The organism is Rhizobium sp. P28RR-XV (assembly GCF_012641385.1).
Taxonomy (GTDB): Bacteria; Pseudomonadota; Alphaproteobacteria; order Rhizobiales; family Rhizobiaceae; genus Rhizobium.
This window is the reverse complement of sequence record NZ_JABAIG010000026.1, coordinates 12,262-32,081: the sequence shown is the minus strand read 5'-3', so window position 1 is coordinate 32,081 and position 19,820 is coordinate 12,262. Positions and strand designations below refer to the sequence as shown.

Sequence of the window (19,820 nt, the reverse complement as noted above, 5' to 3'; positions counted from 1 at the left end):
TCGAAGGGAGGAATAAGATGTCCGAGACGATGCCGATCGAGCAATATCTGGAGGAGGGCGGCATCCTGTCCTCTCCCGACAATGCGCCTCCCCGCTATCGCGGCGAATTGCTGCGATTGATGGCGAGCTTCGTCGACAGCGAACTGGCCGGTTCAGCTGGCTTTGCCGATATTATCAACGATGCGCCTGGCATTCAGGAAAGGATTTCCGCAGCGCGCATCGTGCTGGAAAAGACCGATCATGCCGGCCAGGTCCTGAAGATCATGGAGACCTTCGGTGTCGACGGCGGCCGGTATGCCGTGCACCACCCCTGGGCGGTGCGGCTTTCTCGTGAGGCCGATATCGGTGCCGTCAGGCAGGGCGGCGACATGCGGCTTTCCGTCTTCCACTATCCGCTGGAAGGCTGGGTGGATGCGGTTGTCATGAACGTGTTGATGGGCGCTGCCAGCGTTGTGCAGCTGAAGGAGCTCGCACGCGTTTCCTATCAGCCGGTCGCCGAAGTCTTTCGCGCAATCCTGCCGCGCGAAAAGCGCCATGCGGAGCTCGGCGCTGCCGGTCTAGCCCGCATCGTCGCCGATGACGAGGGGCGGGCGAAGGCGCGCGCTTCGGTCGCCTATTGGTATCCCCGCGTTGCGGCGAGTTTCGGCCATGCCGGCTCGGCTCGCTTCGAGACACTGTCGCGCTTCGGCTTGCGCCATACGCCTAACGAGACCCTGCTTGCCGAATGGCAGGCCGAGGTCGATGCGCAGATGTCTGCGCTTGGATTGATCTAAGCAATCCCAGGAAAAGCGTGCAGCGGTTTTCCGTTCGGGATTGCCGGAAAAGACGAAGGAAGGAAATTCGGATGAACATCATGGCAAACCAGCCGCGGCGGCTTGAAAGCTATGTCGGCGGCGCCTGGGTCGCCGGCGCCAAGCAAGGCGTGCCGCTGCTCGATGCGTCGACCGGTGCGCCCGTCGCCTTAATCGATTCCTCGGGCATCGATTTCAAGCAGACCCTGGCGCATGGTCGCGACAAGGGTGGCCCAGCGCTCAGGCGCATGTCCTTCCATGAGCGCGCCGCCATGCTGAAGGCGCTCGGCCAGGCGCTGCTCGACAGGAAGGAAGAATTCTACGCGCTCTCGACGGCGACCGGCGCCACGCGCGCCGATAGTTGGGTCGATATCGAAGGCGGTATCGGCACCCTGCTTTCCTACGCCTCCAAGGGCCGGCGCGAGTTGCCGAATGCACGCGTGCTGCTCGACGGCGATGTGGAGCCACTCTCCAAGGATCAGAGCTTTTCCGCGCAGCATATATTGAGCCCGCTCCAGGGCGTCGCCGTTCACATCAATGCTTTCAACTTCCCTTGTTGGGGAATGCTGGAAAAGGTGGCGCCGACCTTGCTTGCAGGCGTTCCCGCCATCGTCAAGCCGGCGAGCCAGACGGCCTATCTCACCGAACTCATGGTTCGCCGCATCATCGAGACCGGCCTGCTGCCGGAAGGCGCGCTGCAACTCGTTTGCGGCTCGGTTGGTGATCTCCTCGATCACGTCGAGGGCCAGGATGTGGTGACCTTCACCGGTTCCGCTGCAACCGGCCAACGTCTGAAGACGCATAAGGCGCTCATCGAAAATTCCGTGCGCTTCACCATGGAGGCCGACAGCCTAAACGCGGCTATCTTCGGCCTCGATGCGGCACCCGGCACAGAGGAGTTCGACCTCTTCGTCACGGAAGTCGCCCGTGAGATGACCGTGAAAGCCGGCCAGAAATGCACCGCCATCCGTCGTGTCATCGCTCCCCGCGCCTATAGCGAGGCGCTGATTGCCGCCTTGAACGATCGCCTCGGCAAGACGGCGATCGGCAATCCGGCCGACGAGACGGTTCGCATGGGGCCGCTTGCGAGCCTCGGCCAGCGCGAGGAGGTGCGGGCGCGTATCCGGGATCTTGCTGCCGATGCCGAGATCGTCGGCGGTGATCCCGATAATCCGAGTGTCGTGTCTGGCGATGCGAATGTCGGCGCCTTCCTCAATCCCGTCTTGCTCTATTGCGACAAGCCGGGCTCGGCGCGTGCCGTTCACGAGGTCGAGGCCTTCGGTCCGGTCAGCACCGTCATGCCCTATGACACGGCGGAAGAGGCGGTCGATCTGGCGCGACGCGGCAAGGGCAGCCTCGTTGCCTCGGTCTTCACCAATGATCCGCATTTCGCCGAGGACGTGGTTCTCGGGCTCGCGCCGTTCCATGGCCGTGTGATGATCGGCAACCGCGCCAGCGCCAGGAGCTCCACCGGCCACGGCTCGCCACTGCCTGGCCTCGTCCACGGCGGTCCCGGCCGCGCCGGCGGCGGCGAAGAGCTCGGCGGCATCCGCGGCGTGAAGCACTATATGCAACGCACCGCCGTTCAGGGCACGCCGCGCCTGCTTTCGGCCGTTACCGGACGCTGGATGGATGGCGCGGATGCCCGCACCGGCAGCGAACATCCTTTCCGCAAGTCGCTCGCCGAGCTCAAGATCGGCGACCAGCTCATAACCGCGAAGCGCACGGTCACGCTCGACGATATCGAGCACTTCGCCAGTTTTACCGGCGATACCTTCTATGCCCATATGGACGATGAGGCTGCCAAGGCCAATCCGTTCTTCGACGGCCGCGTGGCGCATGGCTATCTCATTGTTTCGTTCGCGGCCGGCCTTTTCGTCGATCCGGCTCCTGGCCCGGTCCTTGCAAATTACGGTGTCGATAATCTGCGCTTCCTGACACCGGTCAATCCGGGTGATACGCTTAAGGTGCAGTTGACCTGCAAGGAGATCAATCCCCGCATCAATGCCGAGCATGGCGAGGTGCGTTGGGATTGCAAGGTAACCAACCAGCTGGATGCCGTCGTCGCGCAATATGACGTTCTGACGATGGTGGCGAAAACGAGAGAGTGAGCGCATGACGACAATCGAGCAAGACCCGCATCGCCTGGAAATGACCGTGCTGATGACGCCGGACATGGCGAATTTCAGCGGCAAGGTGCATGGCGGCGCCCTTCTGAACCTGCTCGATCGCGTCGCCTTTTCCTGCGCGTCGCGCTATTCCAAACAATATGCGGTGACGCTGTCGGTCGACCAGGTCTTGTTCAAGGAGGCGATTCAGGTGGGCGAATTGGTCACCTTCCGCGCCTCGATCAACGACACGGGCCGTACCTCCATGGAAGTCGGCATCCGGGTCGAGGCGGAAAACATCCGGTCCGGCCAGCGCCGCCACACCAATTCCTGTTATTTCACCATGGTCGCCGTCGACGAGGCCGGCCGCCCGGTTCGCGTGCCCGAGCTGGTGCCGGTAACGCCGGCCGATATCCGCCGGCACAAGGCCGCCCAGCTTCGCCGGACGTTGCGCCGCGAATTCGCGCAGCGGCTTGATGCGGTGGCCGAGACCGGACGCGACGTGGAAGGATTGGGAGGCGACTGAATGGCGCAGATCTATTCCTATGACGGCGTGATCCCGGTCATCGATGCCGCAGCCTTCGTGCATCCTGCCGCAACCGTCATCGGCGATGTCATCGTCGGTCCCGCCTGTTATGTCGGGCCGGGTGCCGTGCTGCGCGGAGATTTCGGGCGCATCGTGCTCGAGCGCGGTTCGAACGTACAGGAGACCTGCGTTGTCCATAGTTTCCCGAATCTGGAAGTGACGATCGGCGAGGCGGGGCATATCGGCCATGGCGCGGTGCTGCATGGCTGTCGCATCGGCGTCAATGCCATGGTCGGCATGAATGCTGTCATTATGGATGAGGCCGTCATCGGCGAGAACGCCATCGTGGCCGCCATGGCCTTCGTCAAGGCCGGCGCCGAAATCCCGGCAAACAGCCTCGCCGTCGGTTCGCCGGCGCGTGTCGTGCGCGAGTTGACGCCGGAGGAGATCGCCTGGAAGCGCCAGGGTACCGCCATCTATCAGCGCCTGGCGCTGGAGGCGAAGGAGAAGCTGGTGGCCGTCGAGCCATTGACCGCGCCCGAGCCGGATCGACGCCGCATTCGGGCGCCGGAATACGATCCGCTTATCCTTGAAAGGATGAAGCTCGGCGACTGACCGGCGGCGTCAACGCCGCCTCAACGGACGGCCTTGACCCCTTCGAGGATGAGGGTGGTGGCAATGTCAGCATATTCGTCACGGGTGATCGGTCCATTGGGCCGGAACCACATATAGACCCAGTTCATCATGCCGAAGAGCGACATGGTCACCGGCATCAGCAACGGCCTGTTCTTGTTGAGGTCCGGGTTGAGATCCTCGATGACGCTGGAAAAGCGTTTGACGATCCGCCGTTCGATCGTCCGCAATTCCGCTAGCTGCTCCTGCGATAGGGCATGCGTGCCGTTCAGCTGAACCTTGTGTTCGTTGTCGGCGCCTTCATAGTTCTTCAGCACCGCTTTCACGAGCAGGCGCAGGCGTTCCTGCGGCGCAACATCAGTGCGATCCGCTGTTTCGATCGCGCTTTCCAGCTCCGTCAGATGTGTTTGCACGATGTCGAAGATCAGCGCGTCCTTGCCGGGATAGTAGTGATAAAGCAGGGCTTTCGAGATGTTGCCATGCGAGGCGATCATCGACATGGATGCCTTCTCCATGCCCATATCGGCGAAGACTGCCGCTGCGCTTGCCAAGATGCCACGCTGCTTTTCCTCGAAATCAACTGCGCGCGTGCGTGCCATGTGATCCTGCTCTGCTCATTCCCGATTGACCTTAACCGTACCTGGCGGCCGTTCTTCCTATATACAATCAAATGCTTGCCAGACTAAAGCGCGTCGCGATCTTTCAGATTCGCTTCTCGTGCATTAGGCCTTTGATGTCGCGCATGTCGTTGCCGCAAAACCGCTGCACACTTTTGCGCGACATGCGTTATCCCGCCGGGTGCCGATCATTCTTTCGGGCGGTTGTCGACAATGCGTTTCGCCTTGCCTTCGGAACGTGCCACGCCGCCCGGCGGATGCACGGTAATCTTGGTCGTGATGCCGACCACGCTCTTGATATGGTGGATGAGTTCCCTTGCCGAAACGTTTCGCGCCGCTTCGTCCGACGCCTCCGGCGTGCACTCCACATGAACGGTCATGTCGTCCATGCGGCCGGCGCGCGTCAGTTCGATCTGGAAATGCGGCGCGAGCCCGCGGCATTTCAGGATCTGCTCCTCGATCTGGGTCGGAAAGACGTTGACGCCGCGCAGGATCATCATGTCGTCGGAGCGACCCGTCACCTTCTCCATGCGGCGCATGGAACGAGCCGTGCCGGGCAGCAGTCGCGTCAGGTCGCGCGTGCGATAGCGGATGACCGGCAGGCCTTCCTTGGTGAGCGTGGTGAAGACCAGCTCGCCGATCTCGCCATCGGGCAATGCCGCGCCGGTGACCGGATCGATGATCTCCGGATAGAAATGATCTTCCCAGATGTGCAGCCCGTCCTTGCTCTCGACGCATTCGCTGGCGACACCCGGCCCCATTACTTCCGACAGGCCGTAAATATCGACGGCGTGCATGTCGAAGGCGTGCTCGATTTCCGCACGCATGGCATTGGTCCATGGCTCGGCTCCGAAGATACCGACGGCGAGCGAGCTTTCGCGCGGGTCGAGGCCCTGGCGGCGGAATTCGTCGAGGATCGACAGCATGTAGGAAGGGGTCACCATGATGATGCGCGGCTTGAGATCCTGTATCAGCGCGACCTGCCGCTCCGTCATGCCGCCGGAGACCGGTACGACCGTGCAGCCGAGTTTCTCCGCGCCATAATGCGCGCCGAGGCCGCCGGTGAAGAGGCCGTAGCCATAGGCGATATGGACGATATCGCCGGCGCGACCGCCGGAGGCGCGGATCGAGCGGGCAACGAGGCTCGCCCAGGTATCGATGTCCCTGGCCGTATAGCCGACGACGGTCGGCTTGCCGGTCGTTCCGGACGAGGCGTGGATGCGGACGAGCTTCTCGCGCGGCACGGCGAACATGCCGAAAGGATAGGTGTCGCGAAGATCCTTCTTCGTGGTGAAAGGGAATTTGGCGATGTCCGGCAATGTCTTCAGGTCTAAGGGATGCACGCCGGTTTCATCGAAACGCTTTCTATAGAAGGGCGAATTCTCATAGGCGTGTGTGAGCGACCACTTCATGCGCTCGAGTTGCAACGCGGAAATCTCGTCGCGCGAGGCCATCTCGATCGCCTCGAGCTCGCCGGCGCGCGGGGAAAGGTTTTCCATGAATGTCTCCTCCAGAAATGCCAGATGTTGCCGGCGTGAACCGCTAGTCCGGCAGAAGCGTGCCCTTGACCGTTCGCGAGTGGCCGCGGAATTCCGCGATCTGCTCGCCCTCCTGATTGGTAACCGCGATGTCGTAGATACCGCCTCGTCCGCGGCGCGACACCTCCCGTGCCGTCGCCGTCAGCCGGTCGCCCTTGAACGCCGGCGCGATGTAGGTCACCGAACAGTGCTGGGCGACGGTGCGCTGATTGTAGGTATTGCAGGCGAATGCGAAGGCCGAGTCGGCTAAAGTGAAGATGTAGCCGCCATGGCAAGTGCCATGACCGTTCGTCATTGCCTCGGTAATCGCCATCGAAAGGCTTGCTTCGCCGGGGACGACGGCAAGCAGTTCCATGCCGAGGCGGCGGCTGGCATTGTCTTCGTCCCACATGCATCTTGCACAGGCTTCCGCGAGCGCCTGCGTGGTAAGGTTTTCGACTGTGCTCATCGCCCCTTGAACTCCGGTTTGCGCTTTTCGAGAAAGGCGGTGACGCCTTCGGCATAATCGGCGCTGCGGCCGGCCTCGCGCTGCAGGTCGCGCTCAAGATCGAGTTGCTCGTCAAGCGAGTTGGTCGCCGCCGCCTGGATGGCGCGCTTCGTCAGACCAAGGCCTTTCGTCGGACCGGCAGCGAGCTTGATGGCAAGGGCCGTTGCCTCGTCCATCAGCTTGTCGTCGTCCACCGCGCGCCAGATCAGGCCCCAGCCAGCCGCCGTTTCCGCATCGAGCGGCTCGGCCGTTAGCGCTAACGCTTTGGCGCGAGCTTCGCCGATGAGCCGCGGCAGGTTCCAGGTGCCGCCGGAATCCGGCACCAGGCCGATTTTCGCAAAGGCCTGGATGAAGCGGGCTGAACGGGCGGCAAGCGTGATGTCGCAGGCAAAAGCGATATTGGCGCCGGCGCCGGCCGCCACGCCGTTGACCGCGCAGACAACGGGCTTTTCCAGGCTGCGGATGAGGCGGAGCAACGGATTGTAGAAGGTCTCGATCGTATGGCCGAGATCCGGCGTTCCCTTGCGCGGGTCACGGTCGCCGAGATCCTGGCCGGCCGAGAAGCCGCGGCCGGCTCCCGTCAGGAGCACCGCACGCACCTCCGCATCCTTGTGCGCACGCTCGAAACCGGCGCGCAGCGCCAGATGCATTTCCTCGTTGAAGGAATTGAGTTTGTCGGGTCGATTGAGCGTGAGGCTCAAAACGCCATCGGCTAGTGCCGACAGAATGGTGTCGGAATCGGACATGCTTCCTCCCCGTCGCCTTTCCCATGGCGACTGGGGAAAATTCTTGCATAAACCGACCGGTCAATCAATTATAAAAGCAGCGATTGGGAAGAAGGCCTTTCGTAGAGGCTGGAAAGCGGAGCCCAATTATTGGCTCACCAGCGAAGCGGCTGCCGGATTGTAGCCAACTCCATTTCCGCGTAGCATCGGCTCACGCCTTTTTGGGAAACTCGGGGGGAGGTCCTGCGACATGGCGAAGCTTGTGTTCGCTTTGAACCAGTCGCTGGACGGCTATGTCGACCACACGGACTTTGCGCCCGATGCCGCGCTCTTTCATCATTTCATCGACGACGTGCGCGGGCTGGCCGGCAGTGTGTATGGTCGCCGCATGTACGAGGTGATGCGGTATTGGGACGACGATCATTCCGAGTGGGACGAGGAGCGACGTGATTATGCAGCAGCCTGGCGGAGCCTGCCGAAATGGGTCGTGTCGCGCTCGCTGAAATTAGTCGGCCCGAATGCCACTCTTGTCGCTGATGACATCGAGGCGACGATACGCGAATTGAAGGCTCGACTGAATGGCGAGATTGAAGTTGCCGGGCCTGAGTTGGCGCGAAGTCTGACCGACCTTGGTCTTGTCGATGAATATCGGCTGTATCTCCATCCCGTCGTGCTTGGTCGCGGCAAGCCATTCTTTGCCGGTCCGCGGCCGCCGCTCCACCTGGTGGCGAGCGATCGCATTGGCAAGGACGTGATCAGGTTGACATACGTTCCCGCATAGTCGCGCGACATACAATAGGCCTTGGTCCGGCTACGGTCGATCACCGTCGCATGGGGAGCCGAGCAAGGCGATGCCGGACGAAATCGGCGGTCATCCAACTACGCTCTTTACAAATGACCGACGGTCAGTCATAAATAACGCCATCATCGGAATCTGGAGACGTTCGAATGGTCGCCCTTATTTTGGGTGTGGGGACCGCAGCAGCGCGGAGCCGTTGCTGTCCGCATCTCATCGCATAGGAGAAATCCCCATCATGATCCGTCACGATCTTAGCCAATGGCCGCTTGTGCTGTCCGCCGCTCGTGATTCGATGTCGCCCGAAGAACAGCTTGCTTTCCTCTCCGACTGGACGTCGTGGCTGGACCGCGGCGAACCCTTTTCAACCCTGCGTGTCTTTACGGATGTTGACGCGCTCGAGCGCCCCGAAGGCAGCGCAAGGGAGGCAAGGGCCTGGCTTCAGTCCAACGGCGAGCGGATCAAGCGGCTCGTGATCGGCATGGCGACCGTCGTGCCGGCCAGTGCCTTGGAAGAGATGAGCCGGATGAATGCCGAAAAGCTGTATGGCGTCCCGGCGCAGATCTTCGATGAGGCCAACGAGGCGACGATGTGGCTCGCCTCGGTTTCCGCCGTGCGCGGAAAGCCGGTGCACATGGGACATGTGCTGCGAAGCCTGACCGATTTGTGCAGGCCGTCATGATGGCGTTCAAAACCTTGCTGCCTGATTGCGACGAGACGCACTGGCCGCTGGCGATCGTGGTCGCGGAGGCAAGGCTGGGCGCCGATGGGATAGGATCGGACCTCGATACGATCGAGCGCTGGCTGGCGCACGAAAAGCCGTTTGCTCTTCTGTTGATCTCCGCATACGGACCGCCGCTTGCCAGCGATGCGGCCTTGCTGGCTATGGTGGCGCAGCGGATCGGGATTGTCCGCGACGCGCTTCATCGGTTTCTGCTCGGCATTGCCGTCGTCGTTCCGGCGGCGACGGCTGACGGCGTGCGGCAAAGTCTTGCTCGTCTTCCGCTTCATATGCCGCTAGAAATCTTCAACCAGGCTCCGCCCGCGGCGGAATGGCTACGCAGTTCCATTCTCGTGCCGGCGGGCCTTGCCATTGATAGGCTGTAGATGAGGAAAAGCCCGTGACCGCCGCAGAACGCCCGCGCCCGCGCACCAAGCCCCCGGAAATCCGCCGGGAGGAACTGATGGACGCCGCGCAGCGCCTGTTTCTGGAGAAGGGCTTTGCCGCGACCAGCGTTGCGGAAATCGTCGAGGCCGCCGATGTCGCCAAGGGCACTTTCTATCTCTATTTCCAGACGAAAGAGGATGTTCTTGCCGCTCTGAAGGCGCGCTTCATCGAGCGCTTTTGCGAAAAGATAGACGCGGCAGCCGCGGCGGCGTCTTCCGGCAGCTGGATGCATAGGCTCGATGTCTGGATAGGGTCATGCGTGGTCGGCTATCTCGACGAGGTCGCGCTGCACGATCTGGTTTTCCATGAGTTCCACCCGGCCAAACGCGGCATGAAACGCGCCAACCCGCTGGTAGCACGCCTTTCATCCTTCCTGCTGGAAGGGCAGGAAGCCAAAGCCTTCTCCTTCATCGACGCCCGGCTCTCGGCCGTCATGCAGTTCAATGCCATGCACAGCGCCGTCGATGACTGTCTGGCCGACGGACCGACCGTCGATCGGCAGAAACTGGTCGACGCCGTTACCGATTTCTGTCGGCGCTCCGTCTGTCCCTGAGCTGCCTGCGCCGGCAATCCACAAGCCGGCCTATAAAGGACCGGCCGTCGCCCCTTGATCTTCATGGCATTTTACTAAGTATCGCCGTCGATGCACCGAGTGACAGGATGGGATTGATGGCAGGCGAAGCTAGAGGCAAGGCTGTGGATTTATCGGTCGATGATGCGTTCTTCGACCTTCTGACGGATAGTTTTCGTCGCATCGTAGGCGTTGCCCTTGTCGATGAAGGAACCGGGACGGATTGGCTCTATCGCGACGCGCCCTTCGTGGTCGTCGCCCATAATACGGATGCCGATCCCCGTTTCGTCTACGCCAACAAGGCAGCGCAGAACTGCTTCGAATATCCGTGGGATGAGTTTGTGACGCTCCCCTCGCGGCTTTCGGCGGAGCTTCCCGATCGTGCGGAGCGCCAACGGCTGTTGGACGCGGTGACGCGCGATGGCTTTATTTCCGACTATCGCGGGCTGCGGATTGCAAAATCCGGGCGTCGTTTTTGGATCGAAGACGGCATTGTCTGGCAGCTCGTGGATCGCGACGGGAATTTGCGCGGGCAGGCCGCCACATTTTCCAAATGGAAGGATGCCTAGAGTCGTGGGACAAGCATGTCATGCGGCCGTAAATTCACGGTGGAAAATCCCGAGTTGCGAGAGGTTGATGGCTTCGCTCGCTGCAGTCGTGCGTCCGATGAATTCGTCGATCAGGAATGCAATATGCCCGGCCGCCATTTTCACAATGGCGAGTTGGCAGCTCTTTGAGGGAATGTCGCCGAGCATCGGCGCCAAATCGTAAACCGGTACCAATTCGCCACGATACGACGTGTGACCGAGTGTCGCACGACACGAATCCGGGCCTTTGCCGAGCGGTCGCCAATTGTCCGCTCGCGCGACGATCGTTCCATCAACGAAGGTACATAGCGTGTTGTGCACGCGAACCGCCATCGCAGCGCGGCGGCGAAGGAAAGCTGACAGAGCCATGAAAGCACTTTTCCCCTTGAGGGACCCCTTGCTCAAAAGTGCAGCCGTCTGAGGCGAACCGGCTCGCGGATGCCTTGGCACTGTCATGGTGCCGCCGAAATCAGCTCGGCCAGACACACCGATAGTAGAGCAGCGGTCTTGCTGACGACTTGCAGGCTTATTTAAAATTCTAACGAGGAACGATTTTCGGTCATGCAGCGCTCGGCAGGATCGGTGAAGGGCACTGCCGATAGCCTGGCCGGCCGTCCTATCGATAAAGAAGATTGAGACGCTGCGTGCCGGTCGTCAAACGACTGTATGAAGTGTATATTAGCTGAAATACTTTGGCATTGCCGCGTCAGGCGCGTTACGTGATGCCTTCCTGGTATGGTCGCGTTGATAAGACCGTATCGTTGAATATATGAGCAAATAATCACCAATGCACTGCCCGAAGTTTCTGGCCGGTGTCGTGGCCATGTTTCTTGCTTCATCGTGAAACTTCGAAGATCGTTGTTATGTCAAACCACTGGATATTGCCCGGCAATCCAATTTTTCCGACCCGTACTCTCGAGGAGACACAGTATTTTCTGGCTGAGCTCGAAGCCTGCACAACTCAGGAGGAGCTGGCCGAGGTCGTCATTCGATATGTGGAGCCTTTCGGCGCGACCAATGTTCTGGTCGGCACCATGCCCCAGATTGGCGCGACTAAACGCCAGCAGATAGGCCATGTCCTGATCAATGCCTGGCCGAATGATTGGTCGGCTCGCTATTTTTCTCAGAACTATCTCTTCAAGGATCCGACGATCACGCTGGTGCGCAAAGGGCTTGAAAGCTTTTTCTGGAACGACGACGAAGTCGTCGGATTTCGGTCCGGGCTGCGTGTTATGGGCGAAGCCAAGGAGTTCGGCCTTGCCGAGGGTTTCACCATGACGCTTCCGAGCCTGGGGCAGGAACACGAACATGTCGGGTTTTCGATCGCCGGCGAGCGGCTTCAGCTCTCGCCGGAAAACAAGAGGAATCTGGCGCTTGTTGCGAATTTTGCAGTCTATCGCGCCTTGCGGATCCGGCGCACTCAGCAAAACAGCAGCGTCCTTAAATTGACGGCACGGGAGCGTGAGGTTCTTCAGCTGGCGGCCGAAGGCTGGAAGGAGCGGCAGATCGCCTCTCGCCTCGGAACCACCGATCATGCCATCGACAAATACATGCGCTCCTGCCGCGAAAAGCTTGGTTCGCGCAATACTAATCACGCAATTGCCCTTGCTCTGCGAAAGGGTCTGATTTCGTGAGGTACGCTTTTCCGTACCTGTGGTGATCGTGAAACGGCTCGATGATCAGCTTGCCCAAACAGGAGAGCTGTAGAGATGCTTCATATTATCACCGACCGGAACATGCACGACTATCAGGACGAGATGGATCAGGCATTTCGCCTGCGGCACCGCGTATTCGTCGAGGAGCGCGGATGGAATGATCTGACGCGTGCCGATGGTCGCGAGACCGACCAATTCGATACGGCAGATGCGGTGCACATGCTTTTCATCAATGAAGGCGAGGTTCTTGGATATCAGCGAATGCTGCCCTCCACCAAACCTCACCTCCTGTCCGAGGTGCTGCCGCAACTCTGCGAGCAGGAAAGGCCCGTCGGCTGGCACATATGGGAATGGACGCGCTATTGTGTCGAGCCGGCCTACAGAGAGCATGGCCGCGCCTTGAGCGCGGTTTCCAACACGCTGCTTTCGGGTTTTGTCGAATGGGGCTTGGAAAACGATATCAATACCGTGATCATCGAAATGCAGCCACTCTGGATCCTCCGGCTGCTGCAGCTTCATTTCCGGGTCAGCGCGCTTGGATTGCCGCAGTCGATTTCAGGAGAGGATGTCGTGGCTGTCACCGCATCGTTCGATGAACGCACGCTGGCGAAGCTTCGTTCCTTGAAGACAGACCTGCGCCGTCGCGCGGCTTAGATGGAATGCCATCGGATGCTTTAGCGGCATGCGCACGTCTGCTATTCGATATGCAGCCTCCTTCCTCTATATAATCAGCCCTCCAGCACGGTCGCTCAGTTCCGTGCTGGAGCGCCTGACGCATCCCACTGGTGTCGCCTGTTCTGCGGCGAATTGTTGGATATTGCGCGGCATCGAACGGAGGTTTTCGCCTTTCAATTTTCCTTTCTCTGGGGCATTCATAATTAATGAGGAATGCTTAATATAAGCAGTCCTTCTCTGCCTTCGAATAGTCTGTGAGATCAGTATGAACACGCGTTCCTCGCCACCCTCCGCGGAAACGATGCCAGCGCATCTGCTTGAAGAAACGACGGCCTTGATAACGGCCATGGAGGCAGCGCAGACCGAAGCCGACATCCTGCGGCTGGTGCTCGTCTATATCGGCCGCTTCGGCGCGACAAACGTGCTGGCGGGCACGATGCCGCCGATCGGCGACACCAAGCGACAGCAAGTCGGCCATATTCTTCTCAATGCGTGGCCGACCGATTGGATCTCCCGTTATTTCAGCAATGACTATCTGCGCCACGATCCGACGATAGGCATGGTCAAGGAGCAGCATGCGCCGTTCTTCTGGCGGGACATAGAGGGGCAGAGACTGCAGAATGTGATGGCGCGCGATGTCATGGGCGAAGCCGGGGAGTTTGGCTTGCGCGAGGGGTTCACCATTGCCCTGCAGACTTTTGATGGGACCGCAATAGGCTTTTCCATCGGCGGTGAGCATCTCGAGATCAGGGAGGAGGAGCGCGGCGGTCTGCAATTGCTGGCGACCTTTGCCGTGGATCGTGCCCTCCAGCTCCAGGAACTGGATCAGCTTCCTTTGCTGAAGGGCGTCACGCTAAGGGAAAGACGTGCGCTGCAATTGGCAGCGGACGGCTTGCGCGATCATGAGATCGCGGTGAGGATGGGCATCACCCATCATGGCGCCGAAAAGCATCTGCGCTCGGTTCGCGACAAGCTCGAGGCGAGAAACACAACCAACGCCATTGCGATCGCCATTCGGCTCGGTCTGATAAGATAGGATCGGCTCTCTGCGGCACCGGCTGGGAAGCTTCGCCAGACTGCACAGAATATTGATCGGGCGAATGAGTTCGTTTCGCCCAGCGGTGATAGTTTCTGTACCATTATTGCCTTTATTCAGGACTCTACTAAATAAAGTTTCGGACATAGCAAATTGCCTATCGTAATTCGGATCGTAAAAACTCGTGCTGAATCAGAAGCAGAGGCGTGCGAATGACGTTTGACTGGTCTGTTTGCTGAGGACGGCCGATTTGGACGCCACCAGCTTCAATCATGGCGAAGTCGATGCCGCCTACGGCGGCCGAAAGACGTTGTTCGGCGGCCACCGATATAAAAGCGCCGTTTCCCGCGATCCAGCCAAACCCGATCAAGATCGCTTTCAAAGCAGGCGCCGATCGCAGGCGTCAGTAAGGATGAGACAATTTTGGCGCGGAAGGGTCTCTCGTAAGCCTCGCCGGAGCCGGCACCATCAGAATTCCCAGCGACCTGTTCCCGAAAAATAGAGTTACCAGTCATGATAAAACGCATGGTGATCATGCTGATCGTCATAGGCCTGATCCTGGGTGGGATTTTCGGCTTCCAGGCATTCAAGAACCGCATGATCGCGGCGTATCTGGCTAACCTCAAGGCGCCACCGCAGACGGTCTCGACAATTACGGCGGCGACGAGCCCGTGGCAAACCACGCTGCAATCCATAGGCAGCTTCAATGCGGTCGAGGGCGCCAATCTCTCCGCCCAGGTGCAGGGCATCGTCCAGAAGATCGGCTTTCAGGATGGCCAGGATGTCAAGAAGGGCGATCTCATCGTGCAGCTGCTTGCCGACCAGCAGATCGCAACGCTGCAGCAATATCAGGCGTCGTCGGCGAACGCGCAGATCGCCTATGAGCGCGATTCCAAGCTGATCAAGGCAAATACCATCGCGCAAAGCCAGGTCGATAGTGATCTCGCCACATGGAAGGCTGCGCAGGCACAAGTCGCGTCGCAGCAGGCGCTGATCGATCAATATTCGATCCGCGCGCCCTTCGACGGGCACCTCGGCATCCGGCTGGTCAGCCTCGGCGAATATTTGGCGGCCGGGACCGCGGTCGTCACATTGCAGTCGCTCGACCCGATCCAGTTCGATTTCTCGATGCCGCAGCAGGCTTTGTCGCAACTGAAGGTCGGACAGGCGGTGACGGCAACGGTCGATGCCTATGGGAGCCAGACCTTCGAGGGCAAGATTACGGCAATCAGCCCGCTGGTGGATACCCAAAGCCGCAACATCACCATCCGGGCGACTTTCCCGAATTCCGATCGCAAGCTCCTGCCTGGAATGTTCGGCAACGTATCGGTAACGGTTGGGGAGCCGAAAGATTATATCGCCCTGCCGCAGACCGCCGTCACCATCAACCCCTACGGCAACGTCGTCTATGTCGTGACCGACAAGGGCGGCGGACAGGATGGAAAGCCGCAGCTTGTCGCCAATCAGAAATTCGTCAGCACAGGACAGGCGCGTGGCGATCAGATCGCGGTGACCAAGGGGTTGAACGCAGGCGAGGTGGTGGTGACCTCCGGCCAGCTGAAATTGAACAACGGCTCGCCTGTTATCATCAATAACGAGGTGCAGGCGTCGAACGATCCCAATGCAAATCCGGCAAACCCGAACTGAGGTGTGGCGATGAATATCACCGATATCTTCATCAAGCGCCCCGTGCTTGCTCTCGTGGTCAGCGCGTTGATTATCGTGATCGGCTACCAGTCGTTCCGTACGCTGACGGTGCGTCAGTACCCGCAGACCCAGAATGCCGTCGTGACCGTGACGACCACCTATCCGGGTGCCGCGCCCGACGTTATCGCCGGTTTCATCACGACGCCGCTTGAAAACGCCATCGCCCAGGCCAACGGCATCGACTACATGACGTCGTCGAGCACCAGCGGTACCTCGACGATCACGGTCAACCTGCGTCTCAACTATGATGCCGATGCGGCGATGACGGAAATCAACGCCAAGGTATCCTCGGTTCTCAACCAGCTGCCCACGGGCACGCAGCAACCCATCATGTCGGTGTCGATAGGCCAGACGATTGACGCGATGTATATCGGCTTCCGCAGCGACGTTCTGGCCAGCAACCAGATCACCGACTATCTGACGCGCGTGGTCCAGCCGAAACTGCAGGCAGTCACGGGCGTTCAGACGGCTGAAATCCTCGGTGGCAGGACCTTTGCTCTGAGAGCCTGGCTGAAGCCTGACAAGCTCGCCGCCTATGGGCTGACGGCCGGCGATGTCAGCACCGCGCTTGCGAACAACAATTTTATTTCCGGTATCGGCACGACGCGCGGCCAGATGACGCAGACGGTGCTGACGGCGCAGACAGATCTGCATTCGGCCGACGAGTTCCGGGAGATGGTCGTCAAGCAGATCGGCGATACGATCGTTCGCCTGAAGGATGTCGCCACCGTTGCGCTCGGCTCGCAAAACCCCGATGTCCAGATCGGATTCGATGCTCAGGACGGCGTGTTCATGGGTATCCAAATCGCGCCGACGGCAAATCTGCTCGATGTGATTGCCGGTGTGCGTGCGGTGTTTCCGGCCATTCTGGCACAACTGCCGCAGGGGCTTGAGGGCTATATCGTCTACGATTCCAGCACCTTCGTCACCCAGTCGATCGACGAGGTCGTCAAGAGCCTGGTCGAGGCTCTGCTGATCGTCATTTTCGTGGTGTTCGCATTTCTCGGCTCGCCGCGATCGGTCGCCATTCCCATCGTCGCCATACCGCTATCGCTGGTCGGCACCTTCGCGATGATGCTGATCTTCGGCTTCTCCATCAATCTTCTGACTTTGTTGGCTTTGGTGCTTGCCATCGGTCTCGTGGTTGATGACGCCATCATTGTCGTGGAGAACGTCAACCGTCATATCGAGGAGGGGGCGCCGCCGATGCAGGCGGCGCTGGCCGCGGCGCACGAACTGGTGGGGGCGATCCTTGCCATGACGGTCGTGCTTGTCGCCGTCTATGTGCCGATCGGCTTTCAGGGCGGCCTGACCGGAGCTCTGTTTACGGAGTTTGCCTTTACGCTGGTTGGCGCCGTCACCGTTTCCATGATCATCGCGCTGACGCTGACGCCGATGATGTGTTCGCGCATCCTGAAACCGCATCTGACTGACCGTAGCGGCTGGGAGGAGCGCGTTTCCGATTTCATCGACCGTCGTTTCTCGGAAATTCATCGGCCCTATGTGCGCATGCTGCATGGCAGCCTGAATACCGTGCCGGTGACGCTGGTATTTGCCGTGATTGTCCTCGGCAGCATCTATTTCCTCTACACCAGTGCCAAGAGCGAGCTGGCTCCCAATGAAGATCAGGGATTCCTTGCCTCACAGGTGACCAACGCCCCCAATGCGACGCTTCAACAGAAGCTGCTCAATTCCGACCAGGTCACCAAGATCTTCCGTAGTTTCCCGGAAACCGACAAGACCTTGCAGGTCGAGGTGCCGGGCACGTCTTTCGAGGGCATGGTGCTGAAGCCGTGGGACCAGCGTAACCGGACGGCGGACCAACTGCAGCCGCTGGTGCAGGCGGACCTCGCGAAGATCGCCGGCGGACAGGCGGTGGTCTTCCAGATACCGCCGCTGCCCGGCGCCAGCGGCTTGCCGGTGCAGTTCGCCGTCGGCAGCACCGGCAGCTTCGACCAGCTCAACGACGTATCCAACACCTTCCTGCAGGAAGCGCAGAAATCCGGCGAGTTCATCTTTCTGACGAAGGATCTCTACGTCGACAATCCGCAATACTCGATCCAGATCGACCGCAGCAAGGCGGCGACGCTTGGCCTGTCCATGAGCAATGTCGGTTCTGCACTCGCCTCCATGCTGGGCGGCGGCTACGTCAACTATTTCAGTATCGACAATCGCTCGTATCAGGTCATTCCGCAGGTGGAGCAGCGTTCGCGCCAGACCATCGATCAGATCATGAACTATCCGATCGCAAGCGTGAATGGTTCCAAGATCCCGCTTTCGGCGATCGCTACTGCGAAACTCGAGGCGACGCCGCGCTCGGTCGCGCACTTCCAGCAATTGAATTCCGCCACCGTCTCCGGCGTGCCGGCGCCGGGCGTCGCTGTCGGTGATGCCCTGGAAACCCTCAAGTCGATCGCAGCGCGCACGCTGCCACAGGGCTACTCGGTCGATTACGGAGGGCAGTCACGTCAATACGTGCAGGAATCGAGCGGCATGGCCACCACCTTCGCTCTCGCCTTGATCATCGTCTTCCTGGCGCTGTCGGCGCAGTTCAACAGCTTCCGCGACCCGCTGATCATCCTGGTATCGGTGCCGATGTCGATCGCGGGCGCGCTCGCCTTCATCAGCCTCGGCATCGGCGGCGCGACGATGAACATCTATACGCAGGTCGGCCTGGTGACGCTGATGGGGCTGATCAGCAAGCACGGCATCCTGATCGTCGAGGTGGCGAATACGCTGCAGGCATCGGGAAAGACCAAGCGGGAGGCGATCGAGGGTGCCTGCAGCATTCGTCTGCGTCCGATCCTGATGACGACCGGTGCCATGGTTCTGGGCGTCGTGCCGCTGATTCTGGCGACCGGCGCCGGCGCATCGGCCCGCTTCAACATGGGCCTGGTGATCGCGACGGGGCTCGCTATCGGGACATTGTTCACGCTCTTCGTGGTGCCCGCCGTCTACATGCTGCTCGCCGCCGACCACCACAAGCAGGCTGCGTCAGAAGCAGAGCCGGCACCGGTGCATTGACCGGAGCCGCTCCGAAGGCCGTCATCAGGTTGATGTATGATGCAGTTGCACCGCATGGCAAGCGATGATCGCGGCGTCATTCATCCGCTCGCGCATGCGCCGGATCCGGCGAAAAGAACGACCTGTGTTCGGATCTCGGCACCGTCAAGTTCCAGGATGCGGTAGCCGAATGTTTCGGTGTCTGTCCGGAGACGTTCGGATTGCTTGACTGGACGGAGCGGCAACATCACCTCGCCGGACCGCTTGGTATTCATCTTGCCAATCTCTTCTTTGCGGAGGGTTGGATACGGCGATCGCCATCGTCCCGTGCCGGTGACGTCACGCCAAAAGGCTGGAAAGGGCTCAAGGAGCATTTCGGCATCCGGCAACAGGCCTTGCTCTGAGGCGCTCTCTGCTGCATTGACTTCATTTCGACAATGAATGATCTTGGTAGGCCATAATATGGTATCCGGATAGCAAGGGATGCGGGAATGAATGACCATGCGCACAGCGCCGCAATTCGCGTGGAGCGTCCGGCAAAGACGCTGCGTGAGCTTGCCCTCGACAAGGTGCGGGAAGCGATCGTCAACGGCTATTTCCGCCCGGGGGACCGCCTGGTGGAGCGCGATCTCTGCGCCCAGCTCGGCGTCAGCCGCACGATCGTGCGCGAGGTTCTGCGTCATCTCGAATCCGAGGGCCTAGTCGCCAATCTCCCGAACAAGGGGCCGATCGTCGCGCAGCTCAATCATGACGAAGCCAAGCAGATCTACGAGATCCGCGGTGCCCTCGAAGGAATGGCGGCGCGGCTTTGCGCCGAGCAGAACAATCCCGCAATCGCCGACGCGCTGGACAAGTCGCTCGAGGATATAAGGCACAGCTATCGCGAGAGGGACATGGCCGGCGTGCTCGCCCATACGTCTTCCTTCTATCAGACGCTGTTCAGCATGGTCGACCGCCATGTGGCCTGGGGCGTCGTCAACCTTCTGACCGTGCGCATCAATCACCTGCGTTCCATGACGATCAAGACGGAAAATCGCGATGTCCAGGGGCCGGCTCAAATGGCTCGCATCGTCGATGCCATCCGGCGCGGTGACGGCGAGGGCGCGTATAAGGCCGCAATGGATCATGTCGCAAGCGCCAGCGCGATCGCTCAGGCCGTGCTTTCCGGGCGGCAGTCCGCCGATTGATTTCCGCACG

At 60.3% G+C, this 19,820-nt stretch carries 22 protein-coding genes; 15 read left to right on the top strand and 7 right to left on the bottom strand.

Annotated elements, in window-relative coordinates:
* Nucleotides 1-17: 17 nt before the first annotated feature.
* The 4 genes from HGP12_RS32485 (at nt 18) to HGP12_RS32470 (ending at nt 4,040) form a co-directional block, all read left to right on the top strand.
* On the top strand, nt 18-773 hold the full coding sequence (locus HGP12_RS32485; protein WP_168844025.1) for a Phenylacetic acid catabolic protein: 756 nt from the start codon (nt 18-20) through the stop codon (nt 771-773).
* A 71-nt stretch (nt 774-844) separates the two neighbouring features.
* Entirely contained in the window at nt 845-2,902 is a 2,058-nt protein-coding gene (gene paaZ / locus HGP12_RS32480; protein ID WP_168844024.1) for a phenylacetic acid degradation bifunctional protein PaaZ, read from the top strand.
* Nucleotides 2,903-2,906: 4 nt separating this feature from the next.
* On the top strand, nt 2,907-3,425 hold the full coding sequence (locus HGP12_RS32475; RefSeq protein WP_120668632.1) for an acyl-CoA thioesterase: 519 nt from the start codon (nt 2,907-2,909) through the stop codon (nt 3,423-3,425).
* Nucleotides 3,426-4,040, top strand: a complete 615-nt coding sequence (locus HGP12_RS32470) for a transferase hexapeptide repeat family protein (protein ID WP_168844023.1) — start codon at nt 3,426-3,428, stop codon at nt 4,038-4,040.
* 20 nt (nt 4,041-4,060) lie between these two features.
* On the opposite strand, the gene HGP12_RS32465 is transcribed toward HGP12_RS32470, so the two are convergent.
* From HGP12_RS32465 to paaG, 4 genes are all read right to left on the bottom strand, one after another.
* Nucleotides 4,061-4,657: a TetR/AcrR family transcriptional regulator gene (locus HGP12_RS32465; protein WP_168844022.1), complete on the bottom strand. Its 597-nt coding sequence runs from the start codon at nt 4,655-4,657 to the stop codon at nt 4,061-4,063.
* A gap of 206 nt (nt 4,658-4,863) precedes the next feature.
* Nucleotides 4,864-6,174 (bottom strand): phenylacetate--CoA ligase PaaK, encoded by a 1,311-nt coding sequence (gene paaK / locus HGP12_RS32460; RefSeq protein WP_168844021.1) that lies wholly within the window; start codon nt 6,172-6,174, stop codon nt 4,864-4,866.
* Between the two features lie 43 nt (nt 6,175-6,217).
* Nucleotides 6,218-6,661 (bottom strand): hydroxyphenylacetyl-CoA thioesterase PaaI, encoded by a 444-nt coding sequence (gene paaI, locus HGP12_RS32455; protein ID WP_168844020.1) that lies wholly within the window; start codon nt 6,659-6,661, stop codon nt 6,218-6,220.
* Complete coding sequence (gene paaG, locus HGP12_RS32450; RefSeq protein ID WP_168844019.1) at nt 6,658-7,446, bottom strand: 2-(1,2-epoxy-1,2-dihydrophenyl)acetyl-CoA isomerase PaaG; 789 nt, start codon at nt 7,444-7,446, stop codon at nt 6,658-6,660. Before paaG ends, paaI begins: the two co-directional genes overlap by 4 nt.
* A gap of 229 nt (nt 7,447-7,675) precedes the next feature.
* On the opposite strand from paaG, the gene HGP12_RS32445 reads away from it, so the two are divergent.
* From HGP12_RS32445 to HGP12_RS32425, 5 genes are all read left to right on the top strand, one after another.
* Nucleotides 7,676-8,206, top strand: a complete 531-nt coding sequence (locus HGP12_RS32445) for a dihydrofolate reductase family protein (RefSeq protein ID WP_168844018.1) — start codon at nt 7,676-7,678, stop codon at nt 8,204-8,206.
* Nucleotides 8,207-8,459: 253 nt separating this feature from the next.
* Nucleotides 8,460-8,903: a hypothetical protein gene (locus tag HGP12_RS32440; RefSeq protein WP_168880149.1), complete on the top strand. Its 444-nt coding sequence runs from the start codon at nt 8,460-8,462 to the stop codon at nt 8,901-8,903.
* Nucleotides 8,900-9,328 carry a hypothetical protein gene (locus HGP12_RS32435; protein WP_168844016.1) on the top strand — a complete coding sequence of 143 codons (429 nt, stop codon included), beginning with the start codon at nt 8,900-8,902 and terminating at the stop codon, nt 9,326-9,328. Before HGP12_RS32440 ends, HGP12_RS32435 begins: the two co-directional genes overlap by 4 nt.
* A gap of 14 nt (nt 9,329-9,342) precedes the next feature.
* On the top strand, nt 9,343-9,942 hold the full coding sequence (locus HGP12_RS32430; protein WP_312862967.1) for a TetR/AcrR family transcriptional regulator: 600 nt from the start codon (nt 9,343-9,345) through the stop codon (nt 9,940-9,942).
* Between the two features lie 107 nt (nt 9,943-10,049).
* Nucleotides 10,050-10,529 carry an MEKHLA domain-containing protein gene (locus HGP12_RS32425; RefSeq protein WP_409526879.1) on the top strand — a complete coding sequence of 160 codons (480 nt, stop codon included), beginning with the start codon at nt 10,050-10,052 and terminating at the stop codon, nt 10,527-10,529.
* Between the two features lie 18 nt (nt 10,530-10,547).
* On the opposite strand, the gene HGP12_RS32420 is transcribed toward HGP12_RS32425, so the two are convergent.
* Complete coding sequence (locus HGP12_RS32420; RefSeq protein WP_312862966.1) at nt 10,548-10,868, bottom strand: chemotaxis protein CheW; 321 nt, start codon at nt 10,866-10,868, stop codon at nt 10,548-10,550.
* Nucleotides 10,869-11,410: 542 nt separating this feature from the next.
* Here HGP12_RS32420 and HGP12_RS32415 point away from each other — a divergent pair.
* The 3 genes from HGP12_RS32415 (at nt 11,411) to HGP12_RS32405 (ending at nt 13,913) form a co-directional block, all read left to right on the top strand.
* Entirely contained in the window at nt 11,411-12,181 is a 771-nt protein-coding gene (locus tag HGP12_RS32415; protein ID WP_168880148.1) for a LuxR family transcriptional regulator, read from the top strand.
* Between the two features lie 75 nt (nt 12,182-12,256).
* A complete protein-coding gene (locus tag HGP12_RS32410) occupies nt 12,257-12,856 on the top strand; it encodes an acyl-homoserine-lactone synthase (protein WP_168844012.1) in 600 nt (199 codons plus the stop codon).
* 286 nt (nt 12,857-13,142) lie between these two features.
* Complete coding sequence (locus tag HGP12_RS32405) at nt 13,143-13,913, top strand: autoinducer binding domain-containing protein (RefSeq protein WP_168844011.1); 771 nt, start codon at nt 13,143-13,145, stop codon at nt 13,911-13,913.
* Between the two features lie 266 nt (nt 13,914-14,179).
* Here the strand turns inward: HGP12_RS32405 and HGP12_RS32400 are convergent, their stop codons facing one another.
* On the bottom strand, nt 14,180-14,461 hold the full coding sequence (locus HGP12_RS32400) for a hypothetical protein (protein ID WP_168880146.1): 282 nt from the start codon (nt 14,459-14,461) through the stop codon (nt 14,180-14,182).
* Here HGP12_RS32400 and HGP12_RS32395 point away from each other — a divergent pair.
* Together HGP12_RS32395 and HGP12_RS32390 are read left to right on the top strand one after the other, a co-directional pair.
* On the top strand, nt 14,439-15,560 hold the full coding sequence (locus HGP12_RS32395) for an efflux RND transporter periplasmic adaptor subunit (RefSeq protein WP_246703636.1): 1,122 nt from the start codon (nt 14,439-14,441) through the stop codon (nt 15,558-15,560). The two genes, HGP12_RS32400 and HGP12_RS32395, sit on opposite strands and share 23 nt — an antisense overlap.
* A 9-nt stretch (nt 15,561-15,569) precedes the next feature.
* Entirely contained in the window at nt 15,570-18,644 is a 3,075-nt protein-coding gene (locus HGP12_RS32390) for an efflux RND transporter permease subunit (protein ID WP_168880147.1), read from the top strand.
* An 80-nt stretch (nt 18,645-18,724) separates the two neighbouring features.
* Here the strand turns inward: HGP12_RS32390 and HGP12_RS32385 are convergent, their stop codons facing one another.
* Nucleotides 18,725-19,126, bottom strand: coding sequence for a hypothetical protein (locus tag HGP12_RS32385; protein WP_168844007.1), 402 nt, complete (start codon nt 19,124-19,126; stop codon nt 18,725-18,727).
* On the opposite strand from HGP12_RS32385, the gene HGP12_RS32380 reads away from it, so the two are divergent.
* Nucleotides 19,115-19,810: a GntR family transcriptional regulator gene (locus tag HGP12_RS32380; RefSeq protein ID WP_168844006.1), complete on the top strand. Its 696-nt coding sequence runs from the start codon at nt 19,115-19,117 to the stop codon at nt 19,808-19,810. The two genes, HGP12_RS32385 and HGP12_RS32380, sit on opposite strands and share 12 nt — an antisense overlap.
* The last annotated feature ends 10 nt before the right edge of the window (nt 19,811-19,820 follow it).

What these genes read in the sequence shown, in the direction of transcription:
- HGP12_RS32485 (WP_168844025.1), top strand. Translation starts at nt 18, where the DNA reads ATGTCCGAGACGATGCCGATCGAGCAATATCTGGAGGAGGGCGGCATC.
- paaZ (WP_168844024.1), top strand. Translation starts at nt 845, where the DNA reads ATGAACATCATGGCAAACCAGCCGCGGCGGCTTGAAAGCTATGTCGGC.
- HGP12_RS32475 (WP_120668632.1), top strand. Translation starts at nt 2,907, where the DNA reads ATGACGACAATCGAGCAAGACCCGCATCGCCTGGAAATGACCGTGCTG.
- HGP12_RS32470 (WP_168844023.1), top strand. Translation starts at nt 3,426, where the DNA reads ATGGCGCAGATCTATTCCTATGACGGCGTGATCCCGGTCATCGATGCC.
- HGP12_RS32465 (WP_168844022.1), bottom strand. Translation starts at nt 4,657, where the DNA reads ATGGCACGCACGCGCGCAGTTGATTTCGAGGAAAAGCAGCGTGGCATC.
- paaK (WP_168844021.1), bottom strand. Translation starts at nt 6,174, where the DNA reads ATGGAAAACCTTTCCCCGCGCGCCGGCGAGCTCGAGGCGATCGAGATG.
- paaI (WP_168844020.1), bottom strand. Translation starts at nt 6,661, where the DNA reads ATGAGCACAGTCGAAAACCTTACCACGCAGGCGCTCGCGGAAGCCTGT.
- paaG (WP_168844019.1), bottom strand. Translation starts at nt 7,446, where the DNA reads ATGTCCGATTCCGACACCATTCTGTCGGCACTAGCCGATGGCGTTTTG.
- HGP12_RS32445 (WP_168844018.1), top strand. Translation starts at nt 7,676, where the DNA reads ATGGCGAAGCTTGTGTTCGCTTTGAACCAGTCGCTGGACGGCTATGTC.
- HGP12_RS32440 (WP_168880149.1), top strand. Translation starts at nt 8,460, where the DNA reads ATGATCCGTCACGATCTTAGCCAATGGCCGCTTGTGCTGTCCGCCGCT.
- HGP12_RS32435 (WP_168844016.1), top strand. Translation starts at nt 8,900, where the DNA reads ATGATGGCGTTCAAAACCTTGCTGCCTGATTGCGACGAGACGCACTGG.
- HGP12_RS32425 (WP_409526879.1), top strand. Translation starts at nt 10,050, where the DNA reads ATGGGATTGATGGCAGGCGAAGCTAGAGGCAAGGCTGTGGATTTATCG.
- HGP12_RS32415 (WP_168880148.1), top strand. Translation starts at nt 11,411, where the DNA reads ATGTCAAACCACTGGATATTGCCCGGCAATCCAATTTTTCCGACCCGT.
- HGP12_RS32410 (WP_168844012.1), top strand. Translation starts at nt 12,257, where the DNA reads ATGCTTCATATTATCACCGACCGGAACATGCACGACTATCAGGACGAG.
- HGP12_RS32405 (WP_168844011.1), top strand. Translation starts at nt 13,143, where the DNA reads ATGAACACGCGTTCCTCGCCACCCTCCGCGGAAACGATGCCAGCGCAT.
- HGP12_RS32395 (WP_246703636.1), top strand. Translation starts at nt 14,439, where the DNA reads ATGGTGATCATGCTGATCGTCATAGGCCTGATCCTGGGTGGGATTTTC.
- HGP12_RS32400 (WP_168880146.1), bottom strand. Translation starts at nt 14,461, where the DNA reads ATGACGATCAGCATGATCACCATGCGTTTTATCATGACTGGTAACTCT.
- HGP12_RS32390 (WP_168880147.1), top strand. Translation starts at nt 15,570, where the DNA reads ATGAATATCACCGATATCTTCATCAAGCGCCCCGTGCTTGCTCTCGTG.
- HGP12_RS32380 (WP_168844006.1), top strand. Translation starts at nt 19,115, where the DNA reads ATGAATGACCATGCGCACAGCGCCGCAATTCGCGTGGAGCGTCCGGCA.
- HGP12_RS32385 (WP_168844007.1), bottom strand. Translation starts at nt 19,126, where the DNA reads ATGGTCATTCATTCCCGCATCCCTTGCTATCCGGATACCATATTATGG.